Genomic DNA, 20,909 nt, shown 5'->3' on the forward strand with positions numbered 1-20,909 from the left:
AGTGCTGGCTCGGCAACGACAAGCGGTGATCCTCGAGGAGATCCGCCGGACCGGCGCGGTCCGGGTGAGCGACCTGGTCGTGCGCCTGGGCGTCTCGGACATGACCATCCGCCGCGACCTGGACGTGCTGGCCGCGCGGGGCGTGATCGAGAAGGTGTACGGCGGGGCGACCTCCGTGGTCGGCCGCAGCACCGACGAGCCGGGGTTCGAGGCCAAGTCGGTGCGGCAGCTCCCCGAGAAGGAGGCCATCGCGAGGCAGGCCGCCGCCCTGGTGCGGCCGGGTACCGCGATCGGCCTGTCCGCGGGCACCACGACGTGGACGCTGGCCAGGTTCCTGGAGGACATCCCGGACCTCACCGTCGTGACGAACTCCATCCGCGTCGCCGACGTGCTCCAGCAGGGCGGGCGCACCGACCGCACGGTCGTGCTCACCGGCGGCGTGCGCACCCCGTCGGACGCGCTGGTCGGGCCGGTCGCCGTGCAGGCGCTGCGGTCGCTGCACCTGGACGTGGTGTTCCTCGGCGTGCACGGCATGGCCGAGCGCTCCGGCTTCACCACCCCCAACCTCAACGAGAGCGAGACCGACCGCGCGCTGGTGGACGCGGCGGGCCGGGTCGTGGTGGTCGCCGACCACACCAAGTGGGGGACGGTCGGCATCTCCACCATCGCGGATCTCGACGAAGCGGATGTGCTGGTCACCGACGAGGGCCTGGCGGACGACGTCAAGGCGGTCCTGGTCGAGCAGGTCGGGGAACTCGTGCTCTCGCACGTGCCCGGAAGGGGAGAGGAACTCGCGTGAAGGAAGCGTCGGAGTTGCGGCGGACCGCGGCGAAGCTGGCGGACGGTCGGGAGATCATCTACTTCGACGACACCCCGGACGCGCCCCCGCGCACGGCGGTCGACACCAGGGACCTGCCCGCGTCGCAGCCCCACTCGGAGGTCCGCCGCGACCCGCTGACCGGCGAGCGGGTCGCGATGGCCGCGCACCGCCAGACCCGCACCTACAAGCCGCCCGCCGACCTGTGCCCGCTGTGCCCCACGTCGCCGGGCAAGCCGACCGAGATCCCCGAGTCGAGCTACGACGTCGCCGTGTTCGAGAACCGCTTCCCCTCGTTCGCCGAGGACGTGCCGGAGGTCCCGTCCACTGTGGACGGCATGGACATGGTCGCCCGCGCGGCCGGGCGCGGGCGCTGCGAGGTGGTCTGCTTCACCTCCGACCACAACACGTCGTTCGGGCAGCTGACCCCGCACCGGGTGCGCACCGTCGTCGACGTGTGGGCCGACCGGACCGAGGCGTTCGGCCGGATTCCCGGTGTGGCGCAGGTGTTCCCGTTCGAGAACCGCGGCGAGGAGATCGGTGTCACGCTGCACCACCCGCACGGCCAGATCTACGGGTACCCCTTCGTCACGCCCAAGACGGAGCGGATGCTGTCGGTGGCGGGCGAGTACTTCGCCGAGCACGGCAGGCACGTGATGGGCGACGTGCTGGCGGCCGAACGCGCCGTGGGCACCCGGATCGTCGCCGAGGGCGAGCACTGGACGGCGTTCGTGCCCGCCGCGGCCCGCTGGCCCGTCGAGGTGCACGTGGTGCCGCACCGGCAGGTGCCGGACCTGCCCGCGCTGACCGACGCCGAGCGCGACGACTTCGCCGACCTCTACCTGCGCGTCCTGCACCTCATGGACGCCCTGTACGACCGGCAGCTGCCCTACATCGCCGCGTGGCACCAGGCGCCCGTGCGCACCGGCCGCGACCTCGCGTGGCTGCACCTGGAGGTGTTCTCCGTGCTGCGCACCAAGGACAAGCTCAAGTACCTGGCGGGGTCGGAGTCGGGCATGGGCGTGTGGATCAACGACGTCACGCCGGAGCAGATCGCCGAGCGGCTGCGCGGGTGAACGGGTTCTCGCGTTCGCCGCAACGGTGTGCGCAGGCCTTGGGTTTCGGGCCTGGAATTACTCACACCTGATGCCCAGCTGCGTTTAAGGGTTCTCTCAGGCGGGCACCGCACAGTATGGGCATGACCGAGAACAACCACGGTGCCGCAGAGGACAAGCCTCAGCCCGAGGCGCCGCAGCCGCCGCAGCAGACCCCCACTGCCGTGCCGAGCTCGCCGCCCAGCCCGTGGGCCGCCAACGCTCCTGCCACCCCTCGGCAGGACGCGTGGCAGGCGTCCTCAGGTCATGCCGTCCCCGGTTTCCAGCAGCAGGGTGCTGGACAGCCGGACCCCGGCCAGCCAGGCGCTTTGCAGGGGGCGCCTGGCCAGCCGGGGACACCTACCCCAGAGCACGGCATCCCAGAACACGGCATCTCGGCGCACGGCATCCCGGAGCACAGCATCTCAGGGCACGGCAACCAGGGGCTCGGCACCCCGGCGCACGGCACCCCCGAGCACGGGACCACCGCGTTCGGCGTGCCGCAGCCCGGTGCGCAGGCGCCGACCGGGCCGTACTACGCCCAGCCGGGTGCCGCCTACCCGTACGCGCCGCCGCCGCAGCGGAAGGCGGGCCGCGGCAAGGTGGTCGCCGGTGTCGCGGCGCTGGTCCTCGCGGTCGGCGCGCTGTCCGGTGGCATCGGCGGGTACATCGGCTACCAGGCCGCCGTCGACTCGCGGCCGGTCACCAACGCGCTCAACGCGCCGAAGCCCGCCCAGCAGAGCAGCAACGCCCCGGCGGGGTCCATCGAGAGCGTCGCGCAGAGCGTGCTGCCGTCGGTGGTCAAGCTGCAGCTCTCCGGCGGTGAGGGCTCCGGCATCGTGATCAGCTCGGACGGCCAGATCCTCACGAACAACCACGTCGTCGAGGGCGCCGCCGCCGGTGGGCAGATCCAGATCGTGTTCCAGGACGGCAAGACCACGACCGCCACGATCATGGGCCGCGACCCGTCGTCGGACCTGGCCGTGGTGAAGGCCGCGAACGTGAGCGGTCTGACCGTGGCGGAGCTGGGCAGCTCCGGTGACCTGAAGGTGGGCCAGCAGGTCGTGGCCGTCGGGTCGCCGTTCGACCTCCAGGGCACCGTGACCTCCGGCATCGTCAGCTCGCTCAACCGCCCGGTCCGGGCCGGTGGCGAGTCGGGCACCCAGGCCTCGGTGATGGACGCGATCCAGACCGACGCGGCGATCAACCCCGGCAACTCCGGCGGTCCGCTGGTGAACATGCAGGGCCAGGTCGTCGGCATCAACTCCGCCATCTACAGCCCCAACTCCACCTCGCAGTCGCAGGGCGGCTCGGTCGGCATCGGCTTCGCCATCCCGATCGACCAGGCCCGGCGCACCGCCAAGGAGATCAGCGACAGCGGCAAGGCCACCCAGACCGTGCTCGGCGTCTCGGTGAAGGACGGCGAGAAGGGCGGCGCGCTGGTCAGCGAGGTCACCGCGGGCGGTGCGGCCGAGAAGGCGGGCATCAAGTCCGGCGACGTGATCACCAAGTTCGACGACCGCAAGATCGACACCTCCGACGCGCTGGTCGCGGCGGTCCGGTCCAAGGCCCCCAACGACAAGGTCAAGCTCACGATCGGCGAGAGCCAGACGGTCGAGGTCACCCTCGGCAGCCAGGTCGTGGAGACGAAGTAGGTCCCGAAGACCCCGGCGCGATCGCCCCCCGCGCCGGTCGGGTTCCCGGCGCGGGAACATCGACGCAGGGAGAGCGCAGCTTCCCGGCGACAGGAACCCACCACCCCGGCCGCGTCCGACAGGATCCCTCACCTGTCACGACGCGGCCGGGGTGTTCCCACGCCTCCGCCCGGCCACGAGCCCGGAGACGACGACCACGGCCCACACCACGGCGAGCGCGATGAGCAGGCCCGCCAGGTACGGGCGGTCGTGCAGCCCCGGAGTGACGGGACCGGAGTAGGCCCGCCACAGGTAGGGGACCGCCAGCACGACGAGGATCCCGCTGACCACCAGTCCCGCGCCGACCGGTGCGCGCCACGGCTTCGGCAGCACGCGGGCGATGAGCACCCCGCCGACGCCGACCGCAGGGGCCAGCACGGCGTCGTGCAGGACGGGGCCGCCGACCAGCCAGCCGCCGAGCGAGAACGGGTTGTCCAACGCCACCGGCAGCAGCAGCACCGCGCCCCAGCCGAGCAGCCCGATCCCGAGCGCGCCGATCACCCACCGCATCACAGCACCTCCAGTCGGGAGACCCACTTGGTCTGCAGCACACCGGGCCTGCTCGGGGCGATGAGCCTGCACGGGTAGCCGTGGTCGAGCGTCAGCGTCGCGCCGTCCATCCGCAGCGCCAGCAGCGTCAACGGGTCCGCGGTGTGCGTGCCGGGCAGCGTGGTCGACCGGTAGAGCCCGTCCTTCTCCAGGGAGTCGACCCTGACCGCGCTCCCGGCGGGCACACCCGCCCGGTCCAGCAGGTCCGCGACCCGGACCCCGGTCCAGGTGGCGCTCGCGCTCCAGCCTTCGACGCACGCGATCGGCAGCTCGGCGGTGGTCTGCGGCATGGCCCGCAGCTCGTCGAGCGTGAACTCCGCGTCACCGACCCGCAACCGCCACGTCGAGTCCGCAGTGGACACACCCGCGGCTTCGGCCCGCCGGTTGACCGGCACCCCGGTGGCCGAGCGCGACCCGAGGACGGAGACGTCGCGCAGCCACGGCACCGTGCCGCCGACCGTGGCGAGCACGGCCGCACCCGCGGCCCCGCCGGTGGTGAGCAGGAAACCGCGCCTGCTCAGCGCGCCGGTGGCCGGCTTGGGCTCCTCGGTCGTCCTGGTCAGCGCCTCCCGGATCACCGGCAGCTTCACCGCGATGTGCACCAGCAGCGCGCCGGTGGCGACGTAGGCGACGGCGTAGTGGGCGGTGGGGAAGAAGAACGCCCACGGGTAGTTCTGGGCGACGTTGAACACGCCGGTCAGCAGCTCGAAGAACGAGGCGGCGATCAGCACGAAGATCGACCCGCGTTCCAGCGCGTGCGGCACCGACCGCACCACGGGGCGCCCGAACAGCTTCGGGTACACGCTCCACAGCTTGGCCAGCAGCAGCGGGATCGCGGCGACCCCGGACGTGACGTGCACGCCCTGGGTGATCCGGTACAGGTTGACCGGCCTCGACGGCCAGGTGAACCACGCGGCCGGGTGCTGGATGCCGTGGCTGAGGAGCCCGGTGGCGAAGCACAGCCCGAACGCGATGCCCAGCCACAGCCCGATCCGCGCCGAGACGCGCGGACCGTGGGTCGGGCTGGTGAAGTCGGTCTCCTGGGGTGGTCGCACGGGTGGTTTCACGACTGCTCCAGTTCCGCGAACCAGCGGCCGGACCGCTCCACGAGCCAGCGGACCCGGAACCCGGCGGACCCGGCCGCCTCCTGGAGGGCCTCGGGGTCGAGCCAGGCCCAGTCGAACCACGAGCCCCAGGAGTCCTCGCCGCCCACGCGGGCGCGTTCCCGGCGCAGCCCGCAGCCGGGCGGCTCCACCTCGACCAGGACGGTTCCCCTGGCGTGCAACAACGTCCTGGCCCGGCGCAGGAGGGCGGCCGGGTCGCCGCCGATGCCGATGTTCCCGTCGGCCAGCAGCACGTGCGACCACCGGCCCTCGCCGGGCAGCTGCTTGAACAGGTCGCGGTGCAGCGCCGGGCCGCCGCGCGACTGCGTCAGCGAGATCGCGACCTCGGAGTTGTCCACGCCCAGCGCGACGATCCCGCGTTCCACCAGCGCCGCGACCAACCGGCCGGGGCCGCAGCCGAGGTCGATGGTCGGTCCCCCGCACGCGTCCACCAGGATCCGGTCCGCGTCGTCGGCGTCGTCGTGCCACCGGGTGATCGGCATGGCGACCCGCCTCCCTCCGTCCACGTCGAGCCAGCACCGCGAACCGCGCAGGCCGACGTCGAACGCGGTCACCGCAGCACGTCCACGAGCAGCGCTTCGGCGAACCGGCTGCCGGGCAGTCCCGCGGCCACCGCCAGCGCCGTGCCCATGTCGTCCACATCGGACAGTTCGGGGAGCGCGCCGATCCTCAGCCCGTGCCGCCGCAACGCCGCGGCGGTGAGCGAACCGGTGTCGTCGCGGGACATCGGCACGGTGCGCAGCGCGGCCGCCCGGTACCCGTCGTGCAGGCCGAGCGCCCACCAGCCGCCGTCGGCGGCCATGCCCAGCACCCCGTCGACGTGGCGCATCGAGGCGATGCACCCGTCCAGCAGCTCGGCGGTCACCTGCGGGGTGTCCATGCCGATCTGGAACACCGGCAGGCCCCCGTTCAGGTGCGCCGTGTCGGCGTGCGCGTTGGCCAGCCTGGTGGCGAAGTCGGCACCCCGTTGCGGCACCACGACCGTGCGCCGCAGCAGTGCCCGCAGCTCGTCGGACCGCTGGGCCGCGGTCAGGTCGCCGGTCATCGCCACCACGGGGATCGTGCCGGGCGTGGCGAGCACGGCGTCGAGGGTGTCCAGCAGCGCGGCGGCCGCGATGTCCGCGGCCTGCCCTGGCGGCACGGCGGGGCTGAGCCGGGTCTTGGCCTGGCCGGGCACGGGGGCCTTGGCGACCACGAGCAGCGATGCGCGGGCGGTCATCGCAGCACCCCCGCCATGTCGCGGACGGCGCGCACCGTGCCGCGCACGGACCCGGAGACCTTGGACTTCGTGCCCGCGGTGCGCGGCCCGTAGGTGACGTCGCGCTCCTCGACCCGCCAGCCCGCCGCCCCGGCGCGCAGCAGCAGTTCGAGCGGGTAGCCGAACGCGCGGTCCTCGATGCCGAGGTCGAGCAGGTCCTGGCGGCGGAACGCGCGCATCGGGGCGATGTCGCGCACCGGCAGGCCCTTGCTCCGCAACAGGGCCGCGAGCACCATGTTCCCGGCCCTGGCGTGCCACGGCCAGCTGCCCGAGCTCGTCGGCACCCGTCTGCCGACGGCCATCTGGGCGCCACCGCGCACCAGCTCCACCAGCTCGGGCAGCTGCCGGGGGTCGAGCGAGCCGTCCGCGTCCAGGACGCAGACGATCTCCGACCGGGCCAGCTCCACGCCGGTGTGCGCGGCGGCGCCGTAGCCCTTGCGCGGCTCGTGCACCACCCGCGCCCCCAGCGACTCGGCCACCTCGGGGGAGCCGTCGCGCGAACCGTTGTCGACCACCAGCGCGCGGAAGCCCGGAGGCAGCGCGCGCAGCACGCCGGGCAGCGCCGCGGCTTCGTCCAGGCAGGGGAACACCACATCGATCTCGTCCACAACGGACAGAGTGGGCCTGTCGGGGGCGGAGGAAAACCCTTTGGCTGCTTACCGAATCCTGACGTGTGACGACTTCTTACGGGTGTCTGACGGATCCCGGTCCCAGCCGGTGACCAGCGCGTCCGTGCCCTACGGTCCAACCCGTGTCGCGTGTCCGGTGGACGGTCCTGGGGGCCTCGGTCCTGGTGCTCCTCGCCGTCGTCGTCGGGGCGCTGCTCGGCGGGCAGCGGACGTTCGCCGGCTTCCCGCCGCTGTTCGCCTACTGGCTGCCCCACGTCGGCGTCGGCACGCCGCTCGCGCTGCTGGTCGCCGTGCTCGTCGTGGCCAAGGGCCCGGAGCTGGCGGACCGGCTGCCGTGGCGGACCGCGCTGGGCGCCGGGTACCTGGCCGCGGTGGCGTGGACGATCTCGCTGGCGCTGGTCGACGGCTGGGACCGCGGGTTCGCGGGCAGGCTGACCACGTCCGACGAGTACCTGCACGAGGTTCCGGGCGTCACCGACATCGGCGCCATGCTGCGCGGTTTCTCCGCGCGGATCCTCGACTACCAGCCGGACTCGTGGACCACCCACGTGTCCGGCCACCCGCCGGGCGCACTGCTCGCGTTCGTCGGGCTCGACCGGATCGGGCTGTCCGGCGGGGCGTGGGCGGCGCTGCTGTGCGTGCTGGTCGGCGGGCTCACGGCGGTCGCGGTGCCGGTCGCGCTGCGCGCCCGGGGCAACGACGAGGCCGCGGCCCGCGCGGTGCTGCCGTTCGCCGCGCTGTTCCCCGGCGCGGTGTGGGTCGGGGTGTCGGCCGACGGGCTGTTCGCGGGCGTCACGGCGTGCGGCATCGCCCTGCTGGCGCTGGGCCGCCCGCTGCTGGCCGGGCTGCTGCTCGGGCTCGGGATCTTCCTGTCCTACGGGCTCGTGCTCATCGGCGTGGTCGCGCTGGTCGTGGCCTGGCGGAACTGGAAGGCGCTCGGCCTGGCCGTGCTCGGCGCCGTGGTCGTCGTGGCGGCCTTCGCGGCCGCCGGGTTCTGGTGGCTCGACGGCTACCACCTCGTCGTGGAGCGGTACTACCAGGGCATCGCGTCCTCCCGCGTGTACCACTACTGGGTGTGGGCGAACCTGGCCGCCGCCGTGCTGGCCGCCGGACTGGCACCGATCGCGGGCCTCGCGCGGGCGCGCCGCTCCCCGGCGGCGTGGCTGGCGGGCGCCGCCGTGGCCGCGGTGCTGTTCGCGGACCTCTCCGGCCTGAGCAAGGCGGAGGTGGAGCGGATCTGGCTACCGTTCACCGTGTGGCTGACCGCCGCGACCGCGTTCCTGCCCGCGGGCTCGCGCCGACCGTGGCTGGCCGTGCAGGCGGGAACGGCGCTGGTGGTCAACCACCTCCTGCTGACGAACTGGTGAGGCGATGACGAACGAAGCTGTGGCCGTCGGGCGCGTGCTCGTCGTGGACGACGACATGACCGTCCGCGACGTGGTGCGCCGGTACCTGGAGCTGGCGGGCCACGAGGTGCGGCTGGCCGGTGACGGGGAGGCGGCGCTGCGGATGTTCGCCGAACAGCCCCCCGACCTGGTCGTGCTCGACCTCATGCTGCCGGGGATCGACGGGCTGGAGGTGTGCAGGCGGCTGCGGCAGCGCAGCGCCGTTCCGGTCGTGATGCTCACCGCGCTGGGCGAGGAGGAGGACCGCATCGCCGGTCTCCAGCTCGGCGCCGACGACTACGTGACCAAGCCGTTCAGCCCGCGCGAGCTCGCCCTGCGCGTCACGTCCGTGCTCCGCCGCTCCCGCGCGACCCTGGCCCCGCCTCCCGCGCGGACCCTGGTCGACGGCGGCCTGACCGTCGACCTCGGCGCCCGCGGCGCCCGCCTGGACGGCGCGGACCTGTCGTTGACCACCAGGGAGTTCGACCTGCTCACGTTCCTCATGTCCAACCCCGGCCAGGCGTTCGACCGCGCCCAGCTGCTCGAACGCGTGTGGGGCTGGGAGTTCGGCGACCAGTCCACCGTGACCGTCCACGTGCGACGGTTGCGCGAGAAGATCGAGAAGGACTCCGCGCGGCCGACCCGCATCACCACGGTCTGGGGCGTCGGCTACCGGTACGACGGAGGTGCCCGCTGATGCTGGTGGAGATGTCGCACATAGCCCCGTTCGCGGTCATGTTCTCGCTGCCGCTCGTCCTGCTGGGCGCCTGGCTGCTGCTCCGCAGGCTGGTCCACCGCTCGCTCACCACGGCGCTGTCCGTGCTGGCGATCGTGCCGGTGCTCGCCACCATCGGCGGTGTCCTCGCGGTCAGCCAGTTCATGTTCAACCCGATCATCACCACCACGCTGCTCGTGTGCTCGCTGGTGGCGCTGGTGACCGTGCCGACCGCGGTCATGCTGGGCCGTAGCATCGCCCGCCGCAGCGTGTGGGAGCACGAGGCCCGTGCCCGCGAACGCGCCGCCGAGGCGTCCCGGCGCGAGCTGGTGGCGTGGATCAGCCACGACCTGCGCACCCCGCTGGCGGGCATCCGCGCGATGGCCGAGGCGCTGGCCGACGGGGTCGTCCACCAGCCCCACGAGGTGTCCGACTACGCGGGCCGGATCAGCACCGAGGCCGACCAGCTCTCCGCCATGGTCGACGACCTGTTCGAGCTCTCCCGCATCACCGCGGGCGCGCTCCGGCTGACCCTGTCCGACGTCCCGCTGGCCGACATCGTCAGCGAGGTCGTCGCGGCCGAGGGCCCGGTCGCCCGGCGCAAGGGCGTCCGCCTGGAGGCCAGCGCCGCTACGTGGCCGGTCGTCCTGGGCAGCGACCCCGAGCTGGCCCGCGTGGTACGCAACCTGCTGTCCAACGCCATCCGCCACACCCCGCCCGACGGGACGGTGGCGGTGCGGGTGGACGTGGACGGCCAGGAGGCGCGCCTGTGGGTCGACGACTCGTGCGGCGGCATCCCGGAGCCCGACCTGCCCAGGGTGTTCGAGGTGGCGTTCCGCGGCACCCCGAGCAGGCAGCCCGTCGGCGGCGGCCTGGGCCTGGCGATCGCGCGGGGCCTGGTCGAGGCGCACAAGGGGACCATCGACGCGCGCAACCACGGGCCGGGCTGCCGGTTCGAGGTCCGGCTGCCGCTGGCCACCGCGATGGCGGGCTGACTACCGCAGCGGGTCCGTGGCGAACGCCTTGACGCCGGTGGCGAAGCTGGTGAGCGCCCGGAACCCCAGTCGGCGGGTGGCCTCGGACGGGTCGGCGACGACGTGGCGGACGTCGGCCGCCCTGGCGCCGCCGACGATCTCGGGAGCCGGGCCGCCGCAGGCGCGGGACAGCTCGACCGCGAGGTCGCCGACGGTGTGGGGCTCGCCCGAGCAGATGTTCAACGGGGTCAGCGCGCCGGGCGGGGCGTCGGCGCGCAGGGCCAGCACGTTGGCCCGCGCGATGTCGCTGACGTGCACGAAGTCCCGCCGCTGCCGCCCGTCCTCCAGGACCGTCGGCGCCTTGCCGTTCTCCAACGACGACCGGAACAGCGACGCGACACCCGCGTAGGGGGTGTCGCGGGGCATCCGCGGCCCGTAGACGTTGTGGTACCTCAGCGCCCACACCCCGCCGCCGGTCTGCCGGGCCCAGGCTGCGGCGTAGTGCTCCTGGGCGAGCTTGCTGGCCGCGTAGGTGCTGCGCGGGTCCAGCGGCGCGTCCTCCGGCACCGTCAGCGACTCCAACGAGGTCCCGCACTCCGGGCACGGCGGCTCGTACTCGCCCGCGTCGATCGACTCCTGGCGGCGCGGGGCGGCCCGCACGACCCCGTGCGCCGGGCACCAGTACCGGCCCTCCCCGTAGACGACCATCGACGACGCGAGGACGAGCCTGCGCACCCCCGCCTCGTGCATCGCGGCCAGCAGCACGGCCGTGCCGTAGTCGTTGTTGAACGCGTACAGCGGGGCGTCCGACGGGTCGAGGCCGTGACCGACGACCGCGGCCTGGTGGCACACCGCGTCCACGCCCCGCAGCAGCCCCGCGACCGCGACCGGGTCGCTCACGTCGCCGACCACCACCTCGTAGCGCCGCACCCACTCCGGCACCGGCCCGCTGTGGGCCTGGGGCAGCAGCGCGTCGAGCAGCACCGGTTCGTCACCGCCCTCGGCGAGCGCGTCGGCGACGTGTGACCCGATGAAACCGGCTCCGCCGGTGAGGAGGACTCGCACGCGACCGACGTTAAGGGGCGCGCGGCCGCGACACCCGGTCCCGGAGCGACACGTCATGGAACCGTCAGATCCGGGCATTGGCTACGGTTGTCCGCATGGAACGCAGCGCGCAGCGCCTCGGCCGCGCCCTCGTCGTGATCGTGGACGACCGGGTGGCGCACGGTGAGCACGACAACAGCACGGGACCACTGGTCACCGAACTGCTCGAAGAGGCAGGTTTCATCGTCGACGCGACGGTCGCCGTCGAGGGCGAGGTGGTCGACATCCGGGCCGCGCTCAACACCGCGGTCATCGGCGGCGTCGACCTCGTCGTCACGGTCGGGGGCACCGGTGTGTCGCCGCGTGACGTCACCCCCGACGCCACGCAGGGCGTGCTCGACCGCCCGATCCCCGGCATCGCCGAGGCGCTGCGCGGCTCCGGCCTCGCGGCGGGCGCGGTGGACGCGGGCATCTCCCGCGGCCTCGTCGGCGTGTCCGGCAGCACCCTGGTCGTGAACCTGGCCGGTTCGCGCGCCGCGGTGCGCGACGGCATGGCGACCCTCTCGACGCTGGTGCCCTACGTCATCGAACAGCTCTCGGGCCTCGACGAGGCATGACGACCGATCCGGAGGACGACGCCGTCGCCGCGGAAGCGGCGCGGCGGCGTCGGCTCGCCGAGGTGTTCGGCGAGGTGCTCCCGGACACCACGAGCGACGAGCGCGACCCCGACGGAGGGGCCGCCGACCGCGAGTCGTGGTACCGGGAGAACCGGCCGCCCCACCACGGCGGCTAGGCCCTTAGCAGTCCACGTGGCGGGCGTCAATGGCGTCAGCTGAACCACGTGGTGGGGAGTGCGGGGGATCGTTCGCGCGACGGCGTTCCCCGAAGCTTGTGGGGTCCGAGAAACGGTTCCCCACAAGGAGTTCCCCATGACCGCCGTGTCCCAGCGCGACCGCCGCCCCGGTCGCCGACGTGCCCTGTCGATCGTGTCCGCGGTCGTGGCCAGCGGTCTGGCGGTCGCCGTCGCGGCACTCCCGTCCTCGGCCGACCCCGCGTCCTCGGCCGGGCGCGACGGCGTGCAGCAGGGTCTGAACGCGCTGGTGCGCGACAACGGGTTCCCCGGCGCGCTCGCGACGGTGCGCGAGCGCGACGGGCGCGTCCGCGACTACACCGCGGGCGTCGGCGACCTGGCGACGAGGTCACCCGTCCCGGTGAACGGGCAGGTCCGCATCGCCAGCAACACCAAGGCGTTCGTGGCCACGGTGGTGCTGCAGCTCGTCGCCGAGGGCAAGGTCGCGCTGGACGTCCCCGTCGAGACCTACCTGCCCAACGTCGTGCGCGGCGAGGGCGTCGACGGGCGGGTGATCACCGTGCGCCAGCTGCTCCAGCACACCAGCGGGCTGGCCGACTACGACGAGATCGTGCAGGACGGCTACGCGGCCATCCAGCACCGCTACTTCGAGCCCCGCGAGATCGTGGACATCGGCCTGGCCAAGCCCGCCCTGTTCCCGCCCGGTGGCGGGTGGTCCTACAGCAACACGAACTACGTGCTCACCGGTCTGCTGGTGCAGAAGGTGACCGGGCGCCCCGTCGGGGAGGAGATCACCCGCCGGGTGATCGACAAGGCGGGCCTGCGGCACACCTACTGGCCCGCCCAGGGCGACCAGTCGATCCGCGAGGCGCACCCGCGGGGCTACTTCGGACTGCCCGGCGAACCGCTCGCCGACGTGACCGAGATGGACCCGTCGCTCGGGTGGGCCGCGGTCCAGCTGATCTCCACCCCGCGCGACCTGGACGAGTTCTTCCGCGCGCTGGTCGGCGGGAAGCTGCTGCCGCCCGCGCAGCTGGAGGAGATGCGCAAGACCGTGGACGCGCCGGGGGCGAGCGTGCGGGGCGGGGAGCGGTACGGGCTGGGGCTGCAGACGTTCACGCTGAGCTGCGGCGGTGTCGCCTGGACCCACGGCGGCGACTCGCCGGGGTACGAGACCCGCAGCGCGCTGCTGCCCGACGGGCGGTCGGTGGTGGTGGCGGTGACGTCGCTGCCCACCACCCTGGAGGCGGCCCGGCACGTCGAGGAGTTCGTGGACGCGGCCATGTGCCGCTAGCCGCGCACCCGACGGCGAAGGCCCGGACACCGCCGCGTGTCCGGGCCTTCGCCCGTCAGGAGGGCTCGACGCGCAGGCCGATGTCGAAACCGGCGCCGTTGCGCGCCACGCCCACCAGCAGGAGGCCCGCCCATTCGAGGGCGTGGGCCATCTCCAGTCCTCCCGCGTCGCGGGCCCGCATGCCCAGGCTCTCCAGGAACTCCGCGACACGGGCCTTCGCCTCGGCGTTGTCGCCCGCGAAGAACGCGTCCACGGGCTTGTCCTCGGCGAGGACGCCGCGGAAGATCGAGTTGAACGCCTTCACGACGTGTGCGCTCGCGGGGGCGGCGGCGGCGATCCGCTGGGTCACCGAGTCGCCCGCGGTGGTCACGAGCCCGCTCAGGTCGGCGTTGAACGGGTTGGTGATGTCGACGACGATCTTGCCCGCCAGCGCGTCGCCGTAGTGCGCGACCACGTCGACCGCGCCCGCGTGCAGGACGGCGATGACGACGATGTCACCCACGGGGCGCGCGCCGAACTCGCCGACGGTGGTCCCGTCGCCGATCCGGTCGGCGAGCGCCTTGGCCTTGGCGGTGTCGCGGCTCATGAGCTCGACGGTGTGGCCGTGCGCCGCGGCCCTGGTGCCGATGGTGGCGGCCATGTTGCCCGAGCCGATGATGCTGATGGTGCTCATGACGTGTTCCTCCGTCGTGCTTGGTCGGTTTGGTCCTGGTGGCTGGTCTTGGTGACGGCGGCGGTGCCCGGATCGGGCGGCGCGGTCAGATCACGGTGGAGCCGCCGTCGGCGACCAGCTCCATGCCGTTGACGTAGCTCGAGTCCTCCGAGGCGAGGAACAGCGCGGCCGACGCGATCTCCTCGGGGCGCCCCATCTCCCGCCGCGGGATCACGGACTCGAACTGCGCCTTGAGCCGCGCGTCCATCACCTGCTCCAGGACCGGGGTGGCGACCTGGCCGGGGGTCAGCACGTTCACCCGGATCCTGCGGTCCCGCAGCTCGGACACCCACACCCGCGCGAAGGCGGGCAGCACCGCCTTGCTCGCCGCGTACACGCCCCAGGCGGGGTAGCCCCTCAGCGACGCGTTCGACCCGGTCATGATGATCGAGCCCCCGTCGTTGAGCAGCGGCAGCGCCTTCTGGACCGTGAACAGCGTGCCGCGCGCGTTCAACGAGAAGGCGGTGTCGAACTCCTCCTCGGTGATCTCGCCGAGCTTGCCCTGCCCGCCCGTTCCGGCACTGGCCCACAGCACGTCGAGCGAGCCCTTCTCCTGCCGGACCGCCTCGAACAGGCGGTCCAGGTCGTCGAGGTCGGCCGCGTCGCCCTGCACGCCGGTCACGTTCCGGCCGACCAGCCTCACGGCCTCGTCCAGTGCGTCCTTCCGACGGCCCGAGATGAAGACGTGGGCTCCCTCGTCGACGAACAGCTTCGCGCCTGCCAGCGCCATCCCGCTCGTCGCGCCCGTGATCACCGCGACCTTGCCATCGAGCTTTCCCACGACTGCTCCGTCCACCCGTTGTGCCGATGTTATGTACACCGATCTGAGTACCTAACGTAGCCAACAGTCGTGCGGGGTGCAAGCTATGCACACCGACCCGTACCCAAGGGGGTAGGCTGCGGGTGTGACGGAGTTGGAGAAGGGGCCGCGCGGTCTGCGCCGGGGCAGGGGCGCGCGCGAGCGCATCCTCAGCGCGTCGCAGCAGCTGTTCCGCGACCAGGGCATCAACTGCACCGGCATGGACCAGCTCTGCGCGGTGGCCGAGGTGTCGAAGCGGACGCTCTACCAGCACTTCTCCGGCAAGGACGAGCTGATCGCCGAAGGCCTGCGCCGGTTCGACCCCGAGATCCTGCCCGAGGTGTTCGACCGCGCCGACCTCACGCCCCGCGAGCGGTTGCTCGCCGCGTTCGACGTGCACTCACCCCTGTGCCCGTTCATCGCGGCCGCCGTCGAGATCCCCGACCCCGGCCACCCGGCGCGCGTCCTCGCCCGCGACTACAAGGTGGGCTTCGCCGCCCGATTCACCGACACGGCCCGCGAGGCGGGCGCCACCGACCCCGAACAGCTCGGCGAACAGCTCGCCCTGCTCCTGGACGGCGCCTCCGCGCGCAGCCGGGTCCTGAACGCCGACGCCTTCACCACCGCGGCCGCCATCGCCACCGTCCTCGTCGACAACGCCCTTCCCGCGGCGGCAGGCGCAGTCGAGCACCCGGGCCGCTGACAGGTACGCGTTCTTCGGGACGTGGGAACAGCGGGAAGCCGGCCCGCGGCGGCCGAGTTCCGCTACGACGCACGGTGACACTCACGTGCGGAGCTTGACGATCGAGCCGGCGCTCCGAGCTGGGAACCGCCTTACCGGACAAGGCATCCAGCGCTGCGCAGCGGCAGGCACCCGGACCGGGCATCGGTTTGTGCCAACAGGGCATCCATGGGCCGGACCGGGGCTGCGGGGCCGGGCATCGGCGTGTGCCGACAAGGACATCCGCGCGCCGCGGGCCGGATCGAGGCATCGCGGCCGGGGCGGACGGTCTCCGGCTCCGCCGCCGGCCAGTGCCAGGAGGACCTGACCGGCGGCGGAGCACGGGGGAGGGACTAGTCGCGGCGCATCGGGGCCATGGGGTCCTGGGGGCCGCGGGGGCGCTGCTGGGACTGGGCGGCGAGCAGGTCGCGGATCTCCTTGAGGAGCTCGGTGTCGGTGGGCTCGGAAGGACCGGCTTCCTTGCCGCGCTCACGCCGTTCCTTGATCTTGTTCATCGGCAGCACCAGGATGAAGTAGACGACGGCCGCGACGATCGCGAAGTTGATGACGGCGGTGATGATCGCGCCGAAGTCCATCACGGTCTTCTCGTTGGCGGAGTTGAGCTGGACCGCCAGCCCGTCGACGTTGCTGCCGCCGAACAACGCGATGATCGGGTTGATGAAGTTCGACGTGAACGCGGTGACGATGGCGGTGAAGGCGGCGCCGATGACCACGGCGACGGCCAGGTCGATGACGTTGCCGCGCATCAGGAAGTCCTTGAAGCCCTTGATCACACCAAGCTCCTCGAGATATGGGGGACGGGCAGGGTTAGCGGAGGGTAACCGCAAGCGGGTGGTCCAGTGACACCGCCGCTATCCGCGTCGCATTCTTCCTGCTCAGCCCCAACACCACGAGTCGGTCGGGTTTCGCCTCGTGCACGGCGAGCACGGCCGCGCCCTCGGCCAGCAGTTCGGCGTCCGGACCGATGACGTCGACCCGCCCGCCGGTGCGCAGCAGCCCCGCGACACCCGCGTCGGCCAGGCGGACGGCGACCGACGCGGCGTCCGGGTCGGCGCCCGTCAGCCGCACGTCGGTGATCGGCTCGCCGGACCTGGCCGCGCCGGTGAGCGCCTGGCCGACGGCGGCCTCCACGGACTCCAGCACCCCCGACGGGCGGTCGGCGAGCGGCACGACCCGCAGGTCGGCCGCCGTCAGCGCGACACCGGGCGGGAGGTCGCGCGCGGCGACGACGGCGGTCGGCGTCGAGGTGGGCCAGAGGGCGAGACCGGCGGCGAGCAGGGCCAGCAGGCAGGCCACGACCTGGCGCGGCCTGGGAGCGCGGGGCGGGAGGCGGAAGGGCATGACCCGACGTTAGGGCTGATCAACGCCGGTCGACAGCACGAACCCCCGAGCTGTGGACAACTCGGGGGCCTGTGGACAACTTCAGGTCAGGAGGCGGCCTTCGCGGGCGTGCTCGCCGGGGTGCTGCTGGTGGTGGTCGTCGTCGAGGACGACTTGGACTCGCCCTTCGACTCGCCACCACCGCTGCTCGCGGCCGGGGCGGCGGCGGGCGCCGGGGTCGTCGAACCGGAGCCGGAACGGCTGTCGGTGCGGTAGAAGCCGCTGCCCTTGAACACGACGCCCACGTTGCCGTAGAGCTTGCGGAGCCTGCCGTGGCACTCCGGGCACTCGGTCAGCGCGGAGTCGGTGAACGTCTGCACCGCGTCGAACCGGTGGTCGCACTCGGTGCAGGCGTACTGGTAGGTCGGCACTTGCCCTCCACGAGCTGGTAGTTGGCACTCGGGCATGACGAGTGCCAATACTGCATGATGCGCCGGCAGGGGTCCGGGGCGCAAACAACTCGGTCCAACGTCACACCAGGCGCAGACCGGTGGGCGTCAGGACGGCCGTCATCCGGACGTCGTGCGGCTCCGCGGGCAGCTCGTCGACCACTTCGGCGTCCCTGACGACCGCGACCAGCGGTGCGTTCGCCAGCGGCAGCGACCGGTCGTAGTGCCCGCCGCCCTTGCCGAGCCGGGTGCCGCGACCGTCCACCGCCAGCGCCGGGACCAGCACCAACGCCGCCTCGGCGAGCGCCGACGCCCCCAACGGGGCGCCCGTGGGCTCGCGCAGCCCGTGCGGGCCCGGTCGCAGAGCGTGTTCACCCGTGTACTCGGCCCAGTCGAGTGGTGCCGCGCCGACCACGATCGGCAGCAGCACCCGCAACCCGGCCGCCCGCAGCACGTCCAGCAGCTCGACGGACCCCGGTTCCGACCCGACGGCGAGGTACGCGCACACCGTTCCACCAGCGGGTACGCCGAACGCGGCGACCACGTCCAGCACCCCGGCGGCGAGCGCGGCCGCGTCGAGGGCCCGCTCGGCCGCCGGAACGGCCCTGCGAGCGGCCAGCAACCGCCCGCGCTCCCCGTTCTTCCGTTCGAGCTGATCGGACGTCATGCGAGGTAACCCTAGGTGCGCCACTACGCTCGTGACCCATGAGCTCGAAGAGCGCCTTCCGCACCGCAATCGTGCCCGCAGCCGGTCTCGGGACCCGCTTCCTGCCTACGACCAAGGCGGTGCCCAAGGAGTTGCTGCCGGTCGTGGACACCCCCGGCATCGAGTACGTCGCCGCCGAGGCCGCCGAGGCGGGCGCGACCAAGCTGGTCATCGTCACCTCCCCCGGCAAGGACGCCGTCGCCGAGTACTTCCGCCCCCAGCCCGAGCTGGAGGCGACCCTCGAGGGCCGCGGCAAGCACGAGCTGGCCGCCAAGGTCCGCCGCGCCGAGAACCTCTTCGAGACCGTCGAGACCGCGATCCAGGAGCAGGCGCTCGGCCTCGGCCACGCCGTCGGCTGCGCCGAGGGCAACCTGACCGGCGAGGACGAGGCCGTCGCCGTCCTGCTGCCCGACGACCTCGTGCTGCCCAACGGCGCCCTCACCGAGATGGCCGCCGTCCGCGAGAAGCACGGCGGCACGGTGCTCTGCGCGTTCGACATCCCGCGCGAGCAGATCTCCGCCTACGGCGTGTTCGACGTCCGCGACACCGACCAGGACGACGTGAAGCAGGTCGTCGGCATGGTCGAGAAGCCCTCCTCCGAGGAGGCGCCGTCGACGTTCGCCGCGGCGGGCCGGTACCTGCTCGATCGGGCGATCTTCGACGCGCTCAAGCGCATCACGCCGGGCGCCGGCGGGGAGCTCCAGCTCACGGATGCCATTGCCCTGCTCATCTCCGAGGGACACCCGGTCCACATCGTCGTGCACCGCGGCGAGCGACACGACCTGGGCAATCCGGGGGGATTCCTCCGCGCTGCGGTTGACTTCGCCCTGAAGCACCCCGACTACGGGCCCGAGCTCGGGGAGTGGTTGCGGGGACGCCTCGACAACTCTTGAGCGGGGTCTAACGATGAGGTCAGTGGACGAGCAGCTCGCCAGGGTGATCGCGGCCGCCGTGCGGCCCGCCCCGGTGCGGGTCGCGATCTCCGAGTCGCAGGGGCTGCTCTGCGCGGAGGAAGTCGTCGCGGAACGCGCGTTGCCCGGTTTCGACCAGGCCGCCGTCGACGGCTACGCGGTGCGCAGCGTGGACGTGCAGGGCGCGGGCGAACACCCCGTGCAGCTGCCCGTGGTCGGCGAGATCCCGGCCGGGTCGCGGCAGCCCAGACGGCTGCAACCCGGCCAGGCGGTCCGGGTCGCGACCGGCGCGCCGCTGCCGACACTGGCCGACGCCGTCGTCCCGCTCGGCTACACCGACGGCCACCAGGCCAAGGTGACCGTGCAGCGCCCGGTGCCCTCCGCCGCGTTCGTCCGCCGCACCGGCGAGGACGTGCAGACCGGCGACATCGCGGTCCGCCGCGGCGCGTCCATCGGCTCGGCCCAGGTCGGCCTGCTGGCCGCGGTGGGGCGCAACAAGGTCCTCGTCCACCCGCGCCCCCGGGTGTCGGTGGTGTCGGTCGGCGAGGAGCTGGTCGACGTCGACCGCACCCCCGGCCAGGGCCAGGTCTACGACGTGAACTCCTACGCGCTCGCCGCCGCCGCCCGCGACGCGGGCGCCGAGGTCAGCCGGGTCGGCATCCAGTCCGCCGACCCGCGACGGCTGCGCGAGGTCGTCGAAGGACGGCTGCTGCTCTCGGAGATCGTGGTCGTGGCGGGCGGCGTCGGCGGCGTGGTCGGCGACGAGGTGCGCGCCGCGCTGGCCGACCTCGGCGACCTCGACGTCACCCGCGTCGCCATGCACCCCGGCTCCGCGCAGGGCTTCGGACGGCTCGGCCCCGACGCCGTGCCCACGTTCCTGCTGCCCGCGAACCCGATGAGCGCGCTGGTCGTGTTCGAGGTCCTGGTCCGACCGCTGATCAGGGCCGCCCTCGGCAAGCGCAACCCCTACCGCCGGGCGGTCGCGGCCCGGCTGCTGTCGCCGCTCACGTCGACCAAGGGCCGCCGCGGCTTCCTGCGCGGCCAGCTCCTGCGCGACGCCGAGAACGGCGAGTACCTGGTGCAGCCCCTCGGCACGTCCGGCTCGCACCTGCTGGCGTCGCTGGCCGAGGCCAACTGCCTGATCATGCTGGACGAGGACGTGACGGACGTGGCAGTAGGCGAGGAAGTGCTGGTCAGCTTCCTCGCCCAGCGCGGATGAGCGCCTCGTTCCACCTGGAGTCGAGCAGGCACCCCGGCTGGCCGGCCAAGCTCGGCCCGCTGCGGGTGCCCGCGGGCGTGGTCGCGCTGCGCCCGCCGAAGCTGCTGGACGGCGGCGCGTGGAGCCGCATCCGGCTCCGCGACCGGGCGTACCTGGAGAACTGGGAGCCCACCGCGACCGACGGCTGGCACGACCGCAACTCCGTCCTCTCCTGGCCCGCCCAGTGGTCGTCCCTGCGGTCGCTGGCCCGCCGCGGCCAGGCACTGCCGTTCGTGATCACCGTCGACGGCGAGCTGGCGGGCCAGATCACCGTCGGCAACATCGTCCGCGGCTCGCTGCGCTCCGCGTGGGTCGGCTACTGGGTCGCCGCAGACCGCGCCCGCGGCGGTGTCGCGACCGCCGCGGTGGCCCTGGTCGTCGACCACTGCTTCGGCGAGGCGGGCCTGCACCGCCTGGAAGCCACCGTGCGGCCGGAGAACACCGCCAGCCTGCGCGTTCTCGGCAAGGCCGGGTTCCGCGAGGAGGGGCTGTTCCAGCGCTACCTCGACGTCGCCCACGCCTGGCGCGACCACTACTGCTACGCGATGACGAGCGAGGAGGCCTCCCCGGAAGGCCTAGTCCGCCGTTTGGTCGCGCGCGGTCACGCCCAAATCCCTTGAGCAC

The 20,909-nt window shown here is 73.1% G+C and carries 25 protein-coding genes; 13 read left to right on the forward strand and 12 right to left on the reverse strand.

All coding sequences use genetic code 11. The annotated features are described in order from the left end of the window. Position 1: 1 nt before the first annotated feature. The 3 genes from CLV43_RS04235 to CLV43_RS04245 all read left to right on the forward strand — a co-directional run bounded on the left by CLV43_RS04235 (position 2) and on the right by CLV43_RS04245 (position 3,566). Positions 2 to 799, forward strand: coding sequence for a DeoR/GlpR family DNA-binding transcription regulator (locus CLV43_RS04235; protein WP_106185580.1), 798 nt, complete (start codon positions 2 to 4; stop codon positions 797 to 799). 14 nt (positions 800 to 813) lie between these two features. Next, complete coding sequence (gene galT, locus CLV43_RS04240) at positions 814 to 1,893, forward strand: galactose-1-phosphate uridylyltransferase (protein WP_106186000.1); 1,080 nt, start codon at positions 814 to 816, stop codon at positions 1,891 to 1,893. A 122-nt stretch (positions 1,894 to 2,015) separates the two neighbouring features. After that, positions 2,016 to 3,566 carry a S1C family serine protease gene (locus CLV43_RS04245; protein ID WP_106185581.1) on the forward strand — a complete coding sequence of 517 codons (1,551 nt, stop codon included), beginning with the start codon at positions 2,016 to 2,018 and terminating at the stop codon, positions 3,564 to 3,566. A gap of 135 nt (positions 3,567 to 3,701) precedes the next feature. Here CLV43_RS04245 and CLV43_RS04250 read toward each other — a convergent pair whose 3' ends face one another. Genes CLV43_RS04250 through CLV43_RS04270 form a run of 5 tightly spaced genes read right to left on the reverse strand, consistent with a single transcriptional unit; the run spans position 3,702 to position 7,135 of the window. Then, positions 3,702 to 4,115, reverse strand: a complete 414-nt coding sequence (locus CLV43_RS04250; RefSeq protein ID WP_106185582.1) for a hypothetical protein — start codon at positions 4,113 to 4,115, stop codon at positions 3,702 to 3,704. Then, the gene (locus tag CLV43_RS04255) at positions 4,115 to 5,221 is read right to left on the reverse strand and encodes a molybdopterin-dependent oxidoreductase (protein WP_106185583.1); all 1,107 of its coding nucleotides are present in this window, start codon (positions 5,219 to 5,221) and stop codon (positions 4,115 to 4,117) included. Before CLV43_RS04255 ends, CLV43_RS04250 begins: the two co-directional genes overlap by 1 nt. Then, positions 5,218 to 5,832, reverse strand: coding sequence for a class I SAM-dependent methyltransferase (locus CLV43_RS04260; RefSeq protein WP_106185584.1), 615 nt, complete (start codon positions 5,830 to 5,832; stop codon positions 5,218 to 5,220). Before CLV43_RS04260 ends, CLV43_RS04255 begins: the two co-directional genes overlap by 4 nt. After that, on the reverse strand, positions 5,829 to 6,497 hold the full coding sequence (locus CLV43_RS04265; protein WP_106185585.1) for a TIGR04282 family arsenosugar biosynthesis glycosyltransferase: 669 nt from the start codon (positions 6,495 to 6,497) through the stop codon (positions 5,829 to 5,831). Before CLV43_RS04265 ends, CLV43_RS04260 begins: the two co-directional genes overlap by 4 nt. Continuing rightward, positions 6,494 to 7,135 (reverse strand): glycosyltransferase family 2 protein, encoded by a 642-nt coding sequence (locus CLV43_RS04270; protein WP_106186002.1) that lies wholly within the window; start codon positions 7,133 to 7,135, stop codon positions 6,494 to 6,496. Before CLV43_RS04270 ends, CLV43_RS04265 begins: the two co-directional genes overlap by 4 nt. Positions 7,136 to 7,287: 152 nt before the next feature. Here CLV43_RS04270 and CLV43_RS04275 point away from each other — a divergent pair, with 152 nt between their 5' ends. The 3 genes from CLV43_RS04275 to CLV43_RS04285 are packed head-to-tail and all read left to right on the forward strand — an operon-like array spanning position 7,288 to position 10,260. Then, positions 7,288 to 8,532 carry a hypothetical protein gene (locus tag CLV43_RS04275; RefSeq protein ID WP_106185586.1) on the forward strand — a complete coding sequence of 415 codons (1,245 nt, stop codon included), beginning with the start codon at positions 7,288 to 7,290 and terminating at the stop codon, positions 8,530 to 8,532. A 4-nt stretch (positions 8,533 to 8,536) separates the two neighbouring features. Then, positions 8,537 to 9,247 carry a response regulator transcription factor gene (locus tag CLV43_RS04280; RefSeq protein ID WP_106185587.1) on the forward strand — a complete coding sequence of 237 codons (711 nt, stop codon included), beginning with the start codon at positions 8,537 to 8,539 and terminating at the stop codon, positions 9,245 to 9,247. Beyond that, a complete protein-coding gene (locus tag CLV43_RS04285; protein WP_106185588.1) occupies positions 9,247 to 10,260 on the forward strand; it encodes a sensor histidine kinase in 1,014 nt (337 codons plus the stop codon). Before CLV43_RS04280 ends, CLV43_RS04285 begins: the two co-directional genes overlap by 1 nt. Here CLV43_RS04285 and CLV43_RS04290 read toward each other — a convergent pair whose 3' ends face one another. Continuing rightward, a complete protein-coding gene (locus tag CLV43_RS04290; RefSeq protein WP_106185589.1) occupies positions 10,261 to 11,304 on the reverse strand; it encodes an NAD-dependent epimerase/dehydratase family protein in 1,044 nt (347 codons plus the stop codon). It lies immediately after the preceding gene. 95 nt (positions 11,305 to 11,399) lie between these two features. Between CLV43_RS04290 and CLV43_RS04295 the strand changes: the two genes are divergently transcribed. From CLV43_RS04295 to CLV43_RS04305, 3 genes are all read left to right on the forward strand, one after another. Next, the gene (locus CLV43_RS04295) at positions 11,400 to 11,900 is read left to right on the forward strand and encodes a MogA/MoaB family molybdenum cofactor biosynthesis protein (RefSeq protein WP_106185590.1); all 501 of its coding nucleotides are present in this window, start codon (positions 11,400 to 11,402) and stop codon (positions 11,898 to 11,900) included. Beyond that, positions 11,897 to 12,076, forward strand: a complete 180-nt coding sequence (locus CLV43_RS04300; RefSeq protein WP_106185591.1) for a hypothetical protein — start codon at positions 11,897 to 11,899, stop codon at positions 12,074 to 12,076. Before CLV43_RS04295 ends, CLV43_RS04300 begins: the two co-directional genes overlap by 4 nt. A 136-nt stretch (positions 12,077 to 12,212) precedes the next feature. Continuing rightward, positions 12,213 to 13,388, forward strand: a complete 1,176-nt coding sequence (locus CLV43_RS04305) for a serine hydrolase domain-containing protein (protein WP_106185592.1) — start codon at positions 12,213 to 12,215, stop codon at positions 13,386 to 13,388. Positions 13,389 to 13,443: 55 nt separating this feature from the next. Here CLV43_RS04305 and CLV43_RS04310 read toward each other — a convergent pair whose 3' ends face one another. Beyond that, on the reverse strand, positions 13,444 to 14,061 hold the full coding sequence (locus CLV43_RS04310; RefSeq protein ID WP_106185593.1) for an NADPH-dependent F420 reductase: 618 nt from the start codon (positions 14,059 to 14,061) through the stop codon (positions 13,444 to 13,446). 85 nt (positions 14,062 to 14,146) lie between these two features. Then, complete coding sequence (locus CLV43_RS04315; protein WP_106185594.1) at positions 14,147 to 14,881, reverse strand: SDR family NAD(P)-dependent oxidoreductase; 735 nt, start codon at positions 14,879 to 14,881, stop codon at positions 14,147 to 14,149. Between the two features lie 124 nt (positions 14,882 to 15,005). Here CLV43_RS04315 and CLV43_RS04320 point away from each other — a divergent pair, with 124 nt between their 5' ends. Further along, positions 15,006 to 15,602, forward strand: a complete 597-nt coding sequence (locus CLV43_RS04320; protein WP_106185595.1) for a TetR/AcrR family transcriptional regulator — start codon at positions 15,006 to 15,008, stop codon at positions 15,600 to 15,602. A 371-nt stretch (positions 15,603 to 15,973) separates the two neighbouring features. Here CLV43_RS04320 and mscL read toward each other — a convergent pair whose 3' ends face one another. The 4 genes from mscL to CLV43_RS04340 all read right to left on the reverse strand — a co-directional run bounded on the left by mscL (position 15,974) and on the right by CLV43_RS04340 (position 18,077). Then, entirely contained in the window at positions 15,974 to 16,414 is a 441-nt protein-coding gene (gene mscL / locus CLV43_RS04325; protein WP_106185596.1) for a large-conductance mechanosensitive channel protein MscL, read from the reverse strand. 34 nt (positions 16,415 to 16,448) lie between these two features. Next, the gene (locus CLV43_RS04330; RefSeq protein WP_106185597.1) at positions 16,449 to 16,982 is read right to left on the reverse strand and encodes an SAF domain-containing protein; all 534 of its coding nucleotides are present in this window, start codon (positions 16,980 to 16,982) and stop codon (positions 16,449 to 16,451) included. A gap of 86 nt (positions 16,983 to 17,068) precedes the next feature. After that, positions 17,069 to 17,392, reverse strand: coding sequence for an FmdB family zinc ribbon protein (locus tag CLV43_RS04335; protein ID WP_106185598.1), 324 nt, complete (start codon positions 17,390 to 17,392; stop codon positions 17,069 to 17,071). Between the two features lie 100 nt (positions 17,393 to 17,492). After that, the gene (locus CLV43_RS04340) at positions 17,493 to 18,077 is read right to left on the reverse strand and encodes a 5-formyltetrahydrofolate cyclo-ligase (RefSeq protein WP_106185599.1); all 585 of its coding nucleotides are present in this window, start codon (positions 18,075 to 18,077) and stop codon (positions 17,493 to 17,495) included. Between the two features lie 38 nt (positions 18,078 to 18,115). On the opposite strand from CLV43_RS04340, the gene CLV43_RS04345 reads away from it, so the two are divergent. From CLV43_RS04345 to CLV43_RS04355, 3 genes are read left to right on the forward strand one after another with little or no spacing between them, the layout of a single operon-like run. Next, on the forward strand, positions 18,116 to 19,009 hold the full coding sequence (locus tag CLV43_RS04345) for a UTP--glucose-1-phosphate uridylyltransferase (protein WP_106185600.1): 894 nt from the start codon (positions 18,116 to 18,118) through the stop codon (positions 19,007 to 19,009). A gap of 13 nt (positions 19,010 to 19,022) precedes the next feature. Next, positions 19,023 to 20,246 (forward strand): molybdotransferase-like divisome protein Glp, encoded by a 1,224-nt coding sequence (gene glp, locus CLV43_RS04350; RefSeq protein WP_106185601.1) that lies wholly within the window; start codon positions 19,023 to 19,025, stop codon positions 20,244 to 20,246. Further along, positions 20,243 to 20,905 carry a GNAT family N-acetyltransferase gene (locus tag CLV43_RS04355; RefSeq protein ID WP_106185602.1) on the forward strand — a complete coding sequence of 221 codons (663 nt, stop codon included), beginning with the start codon at positions 20,243 to 20,245 and terminating at the stop codon, positions 20,903 to 20,905. The genes glp and CLV43_RS04355 overlap by 4 nt, the downstream gene beginning before the upstream one ends. The last annotated feature ends 4 nt before the right edge of the window (positions 20,906 to 20,909 follow it).

Origin of the sequence: Umezawaea tangerina (assembly GCF_003002815.1) — a bacterium.
Taxonomy (GTDB): Bacteria; Actinomycetota; Actinomycetes; order Mycobacteriales; family Pseudonocardiaceae; genus Umezawaea; species Umezawaea tangerina.